The 13,008-nt window shown below is 69.3% G+C and carries 9 protein-coding genes; 3 read left to right on the top strand and 6 right to left on the bottom strand.

The features are described from left to right. Positions 1-103: 103 nt before the first annotated feature. Both AB0P17_RS37440 and AB0P17_RS37445 read right to left on the bottom strand, forming a co-directional pair. Entirely contained in the window at positions 104-4,639 is a 4,536-nt protein-coding gene (locus tag AB0P17_RS37440; protein WP_365818458.1) for a caspase family protein, read from the bottom strand. Then, positions 4,636-5,046, bottom strand: a complete 411-nt coding sequence (locus AB0P17_RS37445; RefSeq protein WP_365818460.1) for a hypothetical protein — start codon at positions 5,044-5,046, stop codon at positions 4,636-4,638. The genes AB0P17_RS37440 and AB0P17_RS37445 overlap by 4 nt, the downstream gene beginning before the upstream one ends. 473 nt (positions 5,047-5,519) lie before the next feature. On the opposite strand from AB0P17_RS37445, the gene AB0P17_RS37450 reads away from it, so the two are divergent. Further along, positions 5,520-5,864 carry a TauD/TfdA family dioxygenase gene (locus AB0P17_RS37450; RefSeq protein WP_365818462.1) on the top strand — a complete coding sequence of 115 codons (345 nt, stop codon included), beginning with the start codon at positions 5,520-5,522 and terminating at the stop codon, positions 5,862-5,864. A gap of 50 nt (positions 5,865-5,914) precedes the next feature. Here AB0P17_RS37450 and AB0P17_RS37455 read toward each other — a convergent pair whose 3' ends face one another. Next, positions 5,915-6,877 carry a phosphotransferase gene (locus AB0P17_RS37455; RefSeq protein WP_365818464.1) on the bottom strand — a complete coding sequence of 321 codons (963 nt, stop codon included), beginning with the start codon at positions 6,875-6,877 and terminating at the stop codon, positions 5,915-5,917. 285 nt (positions 6,878-7,162) lie between these two features. On the opposite strand from AB0P17_RS37455, the gene AB0P17_RS37460 reads away from it, so the two are divergent. Together AB0P17_RS37460 and AB0P17_RS37465 are read left to right on the top strand one after the other, a co-directional pair. Then, entirely contained in the window at positions 7,163-7,660 is a 498-nt protein-coding gene (locus AB0P17_RS37460) for a hypothetical protein (RefSeq protein ID WP_365818466.1), read from the top strand. Further along, positions 7,657-8,079: a class I SAM-dependent methyltransferase gene (locus AB0P17_RS37465; protein WP_365818468.1), complete on the top strand. Its 423-nt coding sequence runs from the start codon at positions 7,657-7,659 to the stop codon at positions 8,077-8,079. The genes AB0P17_RS37460 and AB0P17_RS37465 overlap by 4 nt, the downstream gene beginning before the upstream one ends. 587 nt (positions 8,080-8,666) lie before the next feature. Here AB0P17_RS37465 and AB0P17_RS37470 read toward each other — a convergent pair. From AB0P17_RS37470 to AB0P17_RS37480, 3 genes are all read right to left on the bottom strand, one after another. Then, a complete protein-coding gene (locus AB0P17_RS37470; RefSeq protein ID WP_365818470.1) occupies positions 8,667-9,635 on the bottom strand; it encodes a phosphotransferase in 969 nt (322 codons plus the stop codon). Between the two features lie 9 nt (positions 9,636-9,644). Further along, a complete protein-coding gene (locus AB0P17_RS37475) occupies positions 9,645-11,066 on the bottom strand; it encodes a hypothetical protein (protein ID WP_365818472.1) in 1,422 nt (473 codons plus the stop codon). Positions 11,067-11,577: 511 nt separating this feature from the next. Beyond that, on the bottom strand, positions 11,578-12,900 hold the full coding sequence (locus AB0P17_RS37480) for an XRE family transcriptional regulator (RefSeq protein ID WP_365818490.1): 1,323 nt from the start codon (positions 12,898-12,900) through the stop codon (positions 11,578-11,580). Positions 12,901-13,008: the final 108 nt, after the last annotated feature.

The following is a 13,008-nucleotide window of genomic DNA, read 5'->3' on the forward strand; positions in this document are numbered from 1 at the left end:
CTGATGACCGGGGTCGCCGAAGCACTCGACGGCCCCGGCTTCCGGATTCGCACACACGGTTGAGCATGTATGTCCGTACTTCCCCTGAAGGGCATTTCCCCTGCTAGGACGGACGGCACGGCGGCTCGTACGGTTTGTCGGGCAAGTAGTGGTTCCATTCCTGCCGGGTGATGGGATCGCCGGCCGATTCGCAGATGTCGACGATGACCCGTTCCGGGTTGGTGTCCCATAGCTCTACGCCTGCGGATGCCCTGACGATGGCGAGGAACTCGCCGTCCGGGGTGAACTGGAGCGCGTAGAAATCGGCGGCCCTCGATGAGCCTGGCAGGTAGGAGTTCCGTCTGGGATTCTGCGGATCGGTCAGATCCCAGATCTCGGGGCGGTCGTCGGCAAGCACGGCCTTCTTCGCGATCAAGGCGAGGTGGGTTCCGTCGGGGCTGAAGGCGATCGGGCTGCCGTAGATGCTCACGGAGGCGCGGTAGAGCTCCTCGGTGAGCCGGTGCTCCTCGACGCGCCACAGCCTCAGTGTGCCGCCGCTGTCGTAGACGGCGAGCAGCTTCCCGTCCGGCCGGAACGCGATGTTTACCGAGCTGATTGCGGCCTCGACCGGGCGCGCCCACTGCTTCTCGGGATGTGCGGGGTCCGTGAGGTCCCAGCTCTCCAACTCGTCCGCGGGCTGGGGCCGGGTGCCGTGCGGGTCGGTGAAGGGGCTATCGGTGAGGAGGAGTGACTTGCCGTCCGGGGAGAAGTCGAGCATCGTGGTCGCCGCATCGATCCGGGCGATCTGCCGCGGACGCTCGGGGTTCGCGATGTCGTAGATCCGTACGACCGGTGTCTTGTGGTTGCCGTCTCTCCCGCCGTTCATGTCGGACACGGCCAGGACGGGCTCGGTGGGGCTGAAGGCGATCGCCGCCACACCGTTGTCCAACTCGTCGATGGTGGCCAGCGGTGCGGATTTCGAGGGCGCCGAGGTGCTGCGCAGTCGCAGACCGACGCTCTTCTGCTTCTTGCCGTCCTTGTCGGCCTCACCGCCCTCGTACACCTCGACGTCGGCGAGGAGGCGTCCGTCCGGGCTGAGGGCGATGTCCGCTCCGGTGAACATGTCGGGGGAGCGGGTCGTGGTGAGGAGTGTGGCCGAGCCCGGCATCTCCGTCACGTCCCACAGGTAGTTCACGCCCACTCCTTGAAGGGCGATCAGTGGCTTCTTACCCGCCATCCGGTAGTCGAACTGGCCTCCGGTTCCGGGCGTCGCCGGAAGGAATGCCTCGGCACCCGGCTGGGCTGAGTTGTTGAGGTAGAAGACGTGCACGCCGTGGTCGGTGGCCTGCAACAGTCTGCGGGGGTTGGCGGGGTCGAACAGAACCATCCCCACCTCGTCGGAGCCTCCCCCGCTGCTGCCCGACGCCCCGGACAGAATCGCGCCGGGAAGGAGGTCCTTCTGGTAGATCGACACCTGCCAGGTGCCGGCGCAGACCCCGACGACGTACTCGCGGATCGGGCTGAACGCGATGGAATTCAGGCCCTCGTAGCAGGGGCTGGATATGTCGCTCGTCGAGTCGTCCTTCTTCTTTTCCACCCTTCGGGGCGTGTCGGGCGCGTCCAACTGCCACAGCCCGAGCTCGTCCCCGTTCTTCACGGCGACCGGAGCCGCGAGCATCTGTCCGTCGGGGTTGAAGGCCACCCGGTGCAGCGGCCTGGGGTTCACGAGAATGCTGCGGTCGTACTTCGCCCCCTCGATCACGGCGACGCGCTCGGGGCGTCCGGAGTCGGCCGCCCTCCAGAGCTGAATCCGGCCGTCCGTGCTCATGCTGGCGAGCAGATCACGCTTGGGCGACACGGCCAGGGAGTCGATCCGCGCGGAATGGCCGCTGAGGGTGGGAAGGGGCTTCGGCGCCGCCCGGTCGCCGATGTCCCAGACGCGGATCTCACCGGTCGTCAGGCCCCCGTACAGGGTCTTGCCGTCCGTACTCAGGGCGAGCGCGTGGACGGTGTCGTCCAGCTGCGGCGCGGCGGTCTGCTTTGGCTGGTCGGGATCCGATATGTCCCACAGCCGCACCGACGCCGTTTTCGGCCGAAGCTCGTCGTAGGTGATCGCAGCGAGTGTCCGGCCGTCCCGGCTGATCGTGACCGGGCCGATCACGCCTGCTTCGACCCGTGCGGAGCCGCCCGGGAAGCGCAGCTCGATCGCGTTACCGACGGAGATCGCGAGGATGTGGCCGTCACCGCTGTAGGCGAGGTCCTGGGCCGGCTCCTCGGCGTCTATCACACCAGGAGTGCGCCGGCTGTTGAGCAGCGCGCCGCGCCCCGCGTCCTTGTTCGTCCGGTACGAGACCAGGCTCAGCTGCTTTGCCAGACCGGGCTGCTGGTCGCGGAGTTCCTCGGCCTCGGCGGCGAGGTACCGGGCCAGGTCGCGTTCGCCCGCCCGCTCGGCCCGCTGCTGGAAGATCACGGAACCGATCAGCCCGGATGTGGCGAGCATGACCAGTGCCATGAGGAACGCCACGGCGATCCGGGCCCGGCGCACACCTCGGCGCTCCTGCCGCCAAGAGGCGTCCACGAACTCGGCGAGCACGGACTCGGGCTCGACCGCGCTCGCCGGTGACGACGCGGCGCGTTCCCGTACGGCGGCCAGCCTGCTCCCCCGGTACAGCAACGAGGACTCCCGCCCGGCCCGCTCCCATGCCCGGGCGTCGGCGGCGAGTTGCTGGCGGGCGCGCAGCCAGTCCCGGTCCGCGTCGACCCACTCCGTCAGCCGGGGCCAGGCGCGCAGCAGTGCTTCATGGCTGATGCGGGCGGAGTCGTGGTCGAGCGTGAGCAGGCGGGCCCTGGTGAACCGGTCGATGGCCTGCTGTGCGGCTGGCAGGTCGGGCAGGCCGTGCAGGAGCGCGGAGCGGTCCACGGGCTGGGCCGTGTCGGCGGAGTCCTCTCCTACGCGTACCAGCCGGGGCAGCATGAGACGTACGGCTTCCCGGCCCTGCCGGTCGAGTCCGTCGTACGTGTCGTCGGCGGTGGTCTTGATCGCCTCCGCAATGCCGCCGGCGGCACGGTATTGGGCGACGGTGAGCCGTGATCCGGCGCGGCGCAGCCAGGTCGCCCACAGGACATGGGACAGCAGTGGCAGCGCCCCCGCGGCCGGTTGCCGGTCGGTCGTTGCGCCGAACTCGTGCAGGATCACGTCGGCGAGGCCCTCGTCGAGGACCAGCCCTGCGGCGGCGGCCGGTCCGTCGACGGCGGCGTGGAGTTCGTCGGGGGTCATCGGCTCGACCAACAGCTGATTGTCGCGCAGAGCGGCGAGCAGTTCGGGGTGCGCGGCCGCCTGGCCGTAGAAGTCCGCCCGGAGCGCGAGCACCACCAGCGCCCGCGGCCGGTCCCCTCCCGAGAGCCGGGCCAGGGCAGTCACCGACCGTAGGAACGCGGTGCGCTCCGAGGTGTCCGGGCACAGCGTGAACAGTTCCTCCAGCTGGTCGACGAGGACGATCAGCCGCTGCTCCGGCCGGTCGGTCAGCAGCCGTTCGGCCAGCTCGGCCGCGTGGTCGGGGTCCTCCCACATCCGATCGACGGCCTCGGGGCCGGTGTCGAACTGCGCTGCCAGGCGCCGGAGCGGGCTCCTGCCGGGGGTGAGCCGCAGGGGGAGCCAGGAGGCGGTGCCGAGCAATCCTCGCTCGTGCAGGCCGGCCGTGAGACCGGCGTTGAGCAGGGAGGTCTTTCCTGAACCGGACGGGCCCACCAGAACCAGCGGGCCCGGCTCATCCGCCCCGGCCACCTCCGTCAGTGCGGCGAACACCCGCTCCGTCATGCCGTCGCGCCCGAAGTACACGTCGGCGTCGTCCACCCCGAAGGCGTCCAGGCCCAGATACGGGCAGCGGCCGGGCGCGGGCTCCAAGTCCTCTGGAGGCCCCGGCTGCGCAGGCACTGCCGGGTTCGGTGCGATGACGAGCTGTCCCGAGCGGTCCCCTGCCTGGCGCCGGGGCAGCGGCCCCTGTCGGTCACTCATCGCCCGGAAAACCCCGTCGAACACGGCGTCCAGGGTCAGCTGCTGGAGCCCGCGCGGGTCGCCGTGCGTCAGCAGCTCGATGAGCGCGCCGGTGAACGCGGTGTGTGCGGCGCCAGGAGGCGCGAGGGCCAGCTGTTCCGCGGACCCCATGAGGTACATGCCGTGCGCGGGCGTCATCGTGAACGCGGGCAGGGACGGGCTGCCGTTCAAAGAAGCCCGTCCGGAGAAGCAGCAGTCGAGTACGACGACTACGGACGACGCCCGGCTCGCCTCCAGCGCCTGCCGCAGGGAGGAGAACGACAGCGCCTGGTGCTCGGCCATCCCGGGGGTGAGGCGGTCGGTGCCGGTGGCTGCCAGGTACAGCTCTCCGCCCGGGCCGAGCAGACCGTGCCCGATGAAGTAGACCAGCAGCACGGTGTCCGCTCGCTGCGCCTCCTCGGTGACGGCCCGCGCCATGGTCTGCGCGTCGGCCGGGTCGAGTAGCGTGCGCAGGCGGTCGGGCCGCACTCCGCAGCGTTCGATCAAGGCCGTGCGCAGATCCTGGCAGGAGGTGGCGACCGCGGGTACCGATGTCAGCAGGGGGCCTTCGTGCGTGGCGGTCGCGATCAGCAGGACCCGTACTCCCACACCTGACAGGTCCGTCACGGCAGCTCACGACGCTCGGGCTCGGGCTCGCCCGCGCCCTCTTGTTGTCGACTCAACAGGTTAGTGACTTCGGCCACTTGCTGCTGCAGAGCATTGGCGTCGAGACCGGATACTCGCTTCGCGGCCAGCTCCAGCGAACTGCGGTCCGGGAGCGTCACCTTGATGTGGACATCTCCACGGCGGGTGCGCAGCCAGGCGATGAGACCGGTGGCGAACGCGCTCACTGCACCAGCCGGGCCGAGTGCGACCGACAGCGCGTCAAGCACCGGCCCCAGCGTGCCGGTCTCCGGTGGCCGCTCCACCCCTTCGACCCGCCCCCGTAACTCCTGAGAATCAGCTAACCAGTCCCGAAGCGAACGGAGTTGGTTCTCCCCGTCTGGGCCTTCCGCGCCTACCGCAACGTCCATAGTTCCCCCGTCTCCACCGCATGAGATACACGGCTGTCATTGCGATCCCTGAGGTTAGCGATGCTCGCCGCCGGAATCTGCCCAGTCAAAGGCTCATTCAAGACTTTCGTAGCTCGTGATCTCCCGGGTGGGGTGTGACATCGGGGCCGGGCGCTGGATGCTGGGGAATGTCCGATATGTGATTACCCGTGGGCCGCGATAGCGGTCACATCCAGGTTGGACGCGATGTAGACGCGGTCGTCGCTGACGGTCCATTGAAACCCAATGTCCGGTTGACCGGGATCGGTGTACTTCCACCGGGCGGAGGAGACCCGCGAGGCATGCGGAGCCCCTGGCCGCGCCCGCTTCCACGGCGACCAGCACCATCCTTGGATCAAGACCATCTGCGACCAGTGCCACCAGCGGTGTCCTTCTGTCAGGCAACGTGACTAACGTCCCTGAACACCCTGCAAGCAAGTGAACTGCAGAAGTACTTGACAACCCTAGATAACGATGGCACCCGGTCGAAGACACCGGGCATCCCCCTGCGCTGCTACGGCTTTACTCGCCCGGACGAGGCGCTGCCCGCCGACATCGCCGCCGCCCTCCGCGACCTCCCCGACGACCACCTGCCGCGCAACGCCCGCCTCGGCAACGGATCGCCCATCCCGGACAGCGACATCGCCACCATCAACGACACCTTCACCGCGTGCAGCTGGGCCGAGCCCTGGCAGCAGGGCGACCTGATCCTCGTCGACAACACCACCGTGGCCCACGGCCGCCGCCCCTACCAGGGACACCGCCAAGTGCTCGTCGCGATGGCGGGAGCCGTCCAGTGACGATCATTCCGTTGGCCAGGCGCCGAGTCCGCCCGACTGCGAGCGGCGTCTCACCGGGTCCGGGTGAGCCGGTGGCCGACGGCGGCCGCGGCCTTGGCGAACAGCGGGTGGTCCGGCGAGCGGGTGAGCAGATCCGCCAACGCGAACAAGTCGAGCGCCTCGCTGATCTCCCGCCACCTCTCCGGCAGAAACCCGCCGGCCTTCTCGTACGCCCCCGCGAAATGGTATGTGAAGCCAGGCGGAAGGTCCTCGGGGAACCGCAGCATGTTGCCCAGATCGAACAACCCAGAGCCGGAAAAGGCGTACTCCCAGTCCAGGACGGCGGACACGCGCCACCTGCCGTGATCGCCAGGACGCATCAGCAGGTTCTTGGGGTTGAAGTCCGAATGCACCAACTCATCCGCATCCCCCGCCGCAGCCACCAGCGGTGCGCTCGCCGCGGCAAGCGCCACCAGCGCCCGCTGCTCCGCCCCGGACAACATCGCATCGGCGTGACCCCTGGCCAGGCTGGCCTCCACGAAGGCCACCAAATCGTCGTGGTGATCCGGCGGCGCGGCGTCCGGCCGCAAGGCACCGTCGGAGAAGAATCCCGACCGGCCGAACCGCACGGAATGGATCTCAGCCAGAACCTCGGCCACGGCCTGGGCCAACTGCGGGCCGTCCTCCTCACTGGCCCCGGCGAACACCGCCGTCAGCGGCACCCCGGACGCGAACCGCGTCAGAATGAACGGCTCACCCAGCAACTCCCCGCCGTCATCGGCGTAGACAACCTCCGGAACCGGAACCCGGTCCGCGACCAGGCGCATCAGCGCCGCCTCGACGGCACACGTGTTCCTGCGCGGATACCGCCGCAACACGAACGACTTCCCCCGGTCCGTACGCAACAACACGTTGTCGCTACTGAAGCCGCCCGAGAGTCTCCGCTCGTCAACGACCAGCGCGCCTCCCAGCACCCGTGTGCGCAGAACATCCAGGACGTCGGGGTCCAGAGAAGTGTCAGGGGCATCAGACATGGGCACGAGCCTGCCTCACATGTACCTGCAACCCCAAACAACACGCTGGCCCGCCTACCGCGTACCGGGCACTCCCCGCTCTTCTGGCCGCCCGGAGGTGAGCGAGCAAGTAGGGTGTGGGATCCGTCACACGATGGGCTGGGGATAGCGACACGATGCGCTGCTGCAACGCAACACCGACCGCGCCGTCGGCTGCCCCGTAAAGCGACACGACCTGCGGGGGACACGGTCTCTGCAGAAACAAACCTCCTCGCCGACCTGCACGTATCCCCGACCGCGTTCGGCGTGATCATGGGCGTCGGCGGCGCGGGCAGCCTGGCCGGGGCGCTCCTCGCCCCGCGCATCGCCTCCCGGATCGGTATCGGGCCGACGATCATCATCGGGTTCGCGGTCAGCCCGCTCGCCCAGATCCCCCACCTGCTCGCCGGACCGGGACTGCGCTGGCAGATCGCGCTCGCCGGGACGCTGGCCGTTCAGCTGTTCTGGGCCACAGCCTCCGGGACCAGCCAAAGGTCCCTCAGACAGATCCTGTGCGAGCCCCGCTTCCAGGGCCGCATGCAGGCCGCGAGCACCACGGTGACCGCCGGAGCCCGGCCCGCGGCCGCCGCGGCCGCCGGCGTCCTGGTCCTCTTCCTCGATGTCCGCGGCACCCTCACCGTCGGAGCGGTCCTCCAGATCGTCCCCGTGATCCTTCTGCTCGTCTCCCCTGTCCGCGCCCTGCGGGACATGCCCGTCCCGCCCGCGCGCACCGCCGTGCCGCCCGCCCGTGAAGGAGCCTCATGACGACGACCTCGACCGCCGCGTACTGGGACCCGCTCTGGGCGGGCGGTCGCCGCTACCGGCAGCTCGACGGCCCCGAGAAGCGGCTGATGGAGGAATACCTCGGCCCCGGCGACGGACGCCCGGCCCTCGACCTCGGCTGCGGCGACGGCGCCCTGGCCCGCCACCTTCACCACGAGCTCGGATACCGCACCACCGGCATCGACATCTCCCCCAGCGCCGTCGCACTCGCCGCCGCCCACGACGAAGGCCCCGCCCCCGGCCCGGCGTGGCGGTGCGCCGACATCGCCACCAGTGACCTCACGTGCCTGCCGGAGCCCGCGTACGCGGTCATCACCTGCCGCCTGGTCTACCGGTGGATGGACGACAAGGCGGCCTTCCTCCACCGCACCCGACCGCCTCTTCGCCGACGCGGGCGATGAGGAACAGGCCGTGGGGCGGGTCGAAGTCCGCCTCGGGGGTGGTGTCCGGATCGTCGGCGAAGCCGTACAGGCCGAGCTGTTCCGCGCGGAGAGCCTGGGTCAGGCGGCGGGCATCCGGGGGGTCGTAGGGCGCGGCGGTCACGGAGTGCGTCAGGCGTATCGCGGCCTGGTCGTCGGGATCGGTGGGCACGGAGGTCATGAAGCCGATAGTGCCCTGTCGACAGCGGTGAGCGACCAGTTGCCGGGCGTGGCGCAGCGCTACGACCGGCAGGCAATGCGGCTGGCGCAGGTGATCGGGGATCGCGGCCGCCTGGCTCGCGGCTGCCTTCACCAGGCCCGGCTGGCGGTGGCGCGGGGCGACGGCCGGGAGGGGCTGCCCCATGCCCACAGCGCGGTGATCGCGGCGTCTGGCGCGCCAGCGCTGGTGCGGGCCTACCGTGCAGTGACGGAGGCGTGGGCGTACAGCGGTGACAGCGCGCGGGCGCTGAAGGTGGCGATGGGTCTGCCGCCGGAGCGAACGCGTGACGGCGTGGAGTTGCTGATCGCCGGTGCGGAGTTGGCGCGGCTGCGTGGTGACCGGTTCGACCTCAGTCACGCCGAATCGCACCTCGGCTGCTCAGTTGGTTGGTCATGCGGAAGGGAGTCCACGGGGCTTCGGAGCCTTCACGAAGACCGTAAAGGCGGAGGTGGACCTGTTCTGCGAGACCGGGGCTGCTGTCGAGGACCGGCAGGACGGCAGTGAGGACCTTGAGTTCCCGCAGTCGCCGTAGGACGGTCCAGCCGGACCAGGTCCGTATGTCGGCGCCGTAGAGTTGGCACAGGAGGTCGTAGTCGGCTATGGGGCGTCGGTACCGGATGCAGGCCACCAGTTCCGGGACGAGATCCCACTCGGCGGGGCCGCGGCACAAGGAGTCCAGGTCGCACAGCACAGGTTCGCCATGGGGGCCGCGGAGCAGGTTTCCGATGTAGGCGTCACCGTGGATGACGCCGTCCCGGCGCGGGAGTGGGTAGGTGAGTTCGCCGAGCTGTTCGTCGAGTTCGTTGACGCTGCCTCGGAGCCACGCGTGGTCTCCGGGAGAGAGGCTCGAGGAATCGGCCAGGCGTTCGCGCATCTCCTGGATGGGCTCCCACTGGGGAAGGCCGAACTCCGGCGCGGGCAGTGCGTGCAACTGGCGTAGTGGACTCGCGAGTTCGTACGCGCCTGGCGTCCGCCGGTCATCTTGCGGCAGATAGCGCCAGAACGTGACGATGTGGTCGGTTTCGTCGATGAGGAGCGGCTGAGGGATCTCGGGCAGCAGGCGGACGGCGGGGAAGTCGACGTCGTCGAGCCAGCGCGCGACCTGAACGAGCCGTTCGGTGTCTGCCAGGAGAGTGGCGGTCGGGGCGATTCGGACGATGACCGGAAGGCTGGGGATCTTGAAGAGCGCGTTCATCGTGACATGGATCAGCTCCGGTTCGTCTGTGTGCGGCAGTCCGGCGTGCTGGCACGCGAGTTGGACGGTGCGATGGAGTCGGTGTTGGGCGAAGGGGCCACGGGACGTCACCAAGGGAGCCACTCGCCCATTTCACCGTCCGGTCGGGCGGGGCAGCAAGATGCTCTCTCGGTAAGCGGTCACCTCGTCGAGGGCCGACCGGCCGATGGGGGTATCGCCGTAGCGTCCGCGTAAGAGGTGAAGGACCCGTGCGCAGCGGACGTTGATGCTGGCGACGCGTAGGTGTGGTGGCAGGTCGAGCACGGGGCGCAGGGCGTCCACGGCTCCGTCGAGGTGTCCGCCTTGGAGGCGGGCCACGACCAGGTCGAGGCGGGCGCCGGCTTCGTCGCCGTAGGAATGGGTGTTGGCGGGGTTCTGGTAGCACAGCAGGGAGGCGGTGGCTTCCTGCTCGGCGGCATCGGGTTGGCACAGCCAGACCTGGGCGCTCGCGGCGTACAGGTGCTGTTTCGCCTGGGGGAATCCGAAGACTCCGCCGATGAGGTCCATGCCGCTGCGCTCCCGCAGCCGTGAGGCTTGTTCGAGTGCGGCCTGTGTTCCGGGCTGGTCACCGAGCTGTCCCCTGGCCCGCGCTTCGAGGCTGGCGAGATAGACGCCGGCGGTCCCCTTGGCTGGATGGCGCAGTCCCGCTGCGGCGAGCCGGGCCGCTTCTGCGGGGCGGCCGTCCCAGTAGGCGATGCTGGACTGGATTCCTTTGATCACGGCGAGCAGGTCCGGATCCCCGGCTGCTTTGGCGCAGGCCCAGGCGGCGCGGGCCTGCGCCTGGGCGGCGGTGCTGCGGCCGTAGTCCATGCCGACGTTGGCCAGCATGGCGCAGACGCTGCCTGCGACCAGATACAGGTCCCGTGTCTGTGACGGGGGTTGCCGGCCGCGCAGGAGAGCTCCGGCGCGGTCACGGACTCGCAGCAGGTCGAAGTGCACCTCACGCAGGGGCTTGGAGAGATAGCTGTGGGCGAGGGTGACGACTTGGTCGAGGAGTTCATCGGTGCCGGCGTTGTCGATGTTGGCGAGCTCGGCGAGCTCGGCCAGCGCCTGGGATTCCTCGGCGGCCTGGTTGATGAGGGCGTCGTTGAGGATGCGGCGCTGGGTCAGCCTTCGCGAAGGGGCGGAGCGGAGTTCGGCCGGGCGGTCCGGTGAGGCGGCGGTGCGAGGGTGGAGCACGGCTTGCCGGTCGCTCTGGGGCATGTGCTTGAGGTCGTCGAAGTCGATGAGCCTGTTCACCGTGGTGCTGTAGGCGCGGGCCAGGATTCTCAGTACGGGGAGTGTGGGGCGTCGCCCGCTGCCGGGCCAGGCTTCGATGTTGGAGATGCGCGAGGCGTCCATGGTCGCTGCGCCCAGTGCGTCGGCTCCGGCCTGGACGGCGCGTCCGTTGTAGCGGTCGGCCGCCTGCTGCTGGGTCAGCCCGCAGGCGACGCGGTAGGCGGTGCGCGGCCGCAGCTGGAAGCGGCGCGTCATTTCAGCAGCGATCCGGTCGATGTGCAGGCCCGCTTCGGCCATCTCCTTCCGTAATCGGGCTTGCTGTTGCCGCGTGGTGTGGGGCGCGTGGTTCGGCATATCGAGGTCTCCGGCCCTCCGATGGGTCTGTGGGCGTGGAGAACCTACCGCCGAGCCGTGACGGAATGGCAACTTCCGGTGGCGGAAGGCGGCAAATTTCCACGTCCCGCAAATGGCATTCCTTCAGGTCAGATCCCCCTCGTGGGTGGCATAGGGATACGGGTTTCGCGGCCGGTGACCGTGGCGGCCGTGGTTCGACATAGTGGTGCCTTCAGCCGGCGCGGCCTCTGCCGCTTCCGGCGGGACTCCGGTGCCGGGCAGTCAGTTGTCCGGAAGGCGACGCGCCTGGAGTCCGGCTCCACTTCACCTTCCCTGTGAGGACCTTGTGGCTGTTTCGCCTGCCCGTTCTGCCCGTGACTGGCAGCCATCGCCTCGGCCATCCGGCGTAGACGGACGACCGAGGCGATCTGCAGCGCGCGTCCAGCTGGGATTTTCCGTGAAAGCCGCTGGTGTGTCACGCGGCGGCGAGGGCCAGCAGCTCCGGCACTCCCTCGACGCTGGAGTGGGCCTCGAAACGAGGAATGAGTCCTTGCACAAGCTCGACGCACCGGGGGGCGCCGATTCGGTGGGCGACCTGGAGTGCCTCCAGGGCAGCGGCTGCCCCGTGCTCCGGTTCTCCCAAGTTGAGGTGGCTCCTGGCCTGATAGGTCAGGAAGACTCCGTGAGTTTTGGCTCGGCGGGTAGGCAGGAGTTCCTGGCCCTCCCGGATGAGTGCGTGCGCGCGGCGAGTGTCCCCGAGGTCGAGCAGGGCTTGACCGGAATCGACGGCCAGGTCAGCGGGAGACATCCACGCGCACCATGCTGGCACAGGGTCGCCCGACGACAAGTCGAGAAGGCGTTCGGCTGCGGTGAGGGCCCGCAGAGTGGCCCGCCGCTCGCCTTGTGCCGCCAGAGCGCGCGCGAGCCGGAGTTGGAGCAGGGACTGGGCAGCCGGGTGCCGGGTCCCGGACAGGGCTCGTTCGAGAATGCCAGCAGCCGTGCGCGGATCGTCTCGCCACGAGGCCTGGTAGGCGAGGTCTCCGAGGAGAGCCGCGCTCATGTCGCGGTCACTTCCGGTGTAGGCGCTGTGCAGTCCGGCGATCCAGTACTGGCTGGCTTCAGCGTGCAGGCCGTGGTCGAACCTGTGCCATCCCACGGTCTGCGCCAGGTTCGCGGCGAGCGCGTGGAGTCGCATTTTGACCGGCCGGTTGTACCGGCCGCCTTCGATGAGGTCTGTGGTCGTGCTCAGGAGCGCATCGATCAGGGGCGCGGTGTGCTGGCGCTGCTCCGTTGCCTGGACGGTCAGGCGCGCGCTGGTCTCTTCGAGCAGGGTGACCAGTTCGTCCCCGACAGGTTTGCCTCCGTGCCCGGTGGGCTCGCCTGTGAGAGCCCTGGTTTCGGTCGACGCCCAGGTACTGGCCAGCGTGATCAAGGCGCTACCGGAGATCGCGGTCAGGAAGGTACGGCGGGAGGAGCGTTCCATGGTTGTTCGCAATGCCTCTCGGAGGGCCGGCGCCGGGCTGGCTTGACCGAGGGGGATCACCATGCCGCCGACGCCCGGCAGCCAGTGCGGCCACGAGCGTGGATCCACCGCCCCGGCAGGGATCCCCAGAACCTCGGCGATGTACATCTGCGAGTCGGCGTCGGGTGTGACGCCACGGGTCTCCCACTTGTTGACGCGCTGCTTGTCGGCGCCCGATCTCAGTCCGCGGCGTTCCGCGGCGCGGCGGATTTCCCGGGCGAGGTCGACACCTGTCATGCCACGCGCGGCCCGGGCCAGTGCCAAAGGGTGTGTCATCTCGGCCACACCGCCATCCAATCAACTGTGCCTGCCCTGAGCGTAGCCGCGAACCGGCCGGGACTACCGGGGGACTACCGTCAACTCATTTCGCGGCACGCACAGTTG

The organism is Streptomyces sp. NPDC088124 (assembly GCF_040685895.1).
In the GTDB taxonomy this organism is placed as follows: domain Bacteria; phylum Actinomycetota; class Actinomycetes; order Streptomycetales; family Streptomycetaceae; genus Streptomyces.

Coding starts and splice junctions, on each gene's coding strand:
- AB0P17_RS37445 (WP_365818460.1), bottom strand. CDS start 5,046: ATGGACGTTGCGGTAGGCGCGGAAGGCCCAGACGGGGAGAACCAACTC.
- AB0P17_RS37455 (WP_365818464.1), bottom strand. CDS start 6,877: ATGTCTGATGCCCCTGACACTTCTCTGGACCCCGACGTCCTGGATGTT.
- AB0P17_RS37465 (WP_365818468.1), top strand. CDS start 7,657: ATGACGACGACCTCGACCGCCGCGTACTGGGACCCGCTCTGGGCGGGC.
- AB0P17_RS37475 (WP_365818472.1), bottom strand. CDS start 11,066: ATGGCCGAAGCGGGCCTGCACATCGACCGGATCGCTGCTGAAATGACG.
- AB0P17_RS37480 (WP_365818490.1), bottom strand. CDS start 12,900: ATGACACACCCTTTGGCACTGGCCCGGGCCGCGCGTGGCATGACAGGT.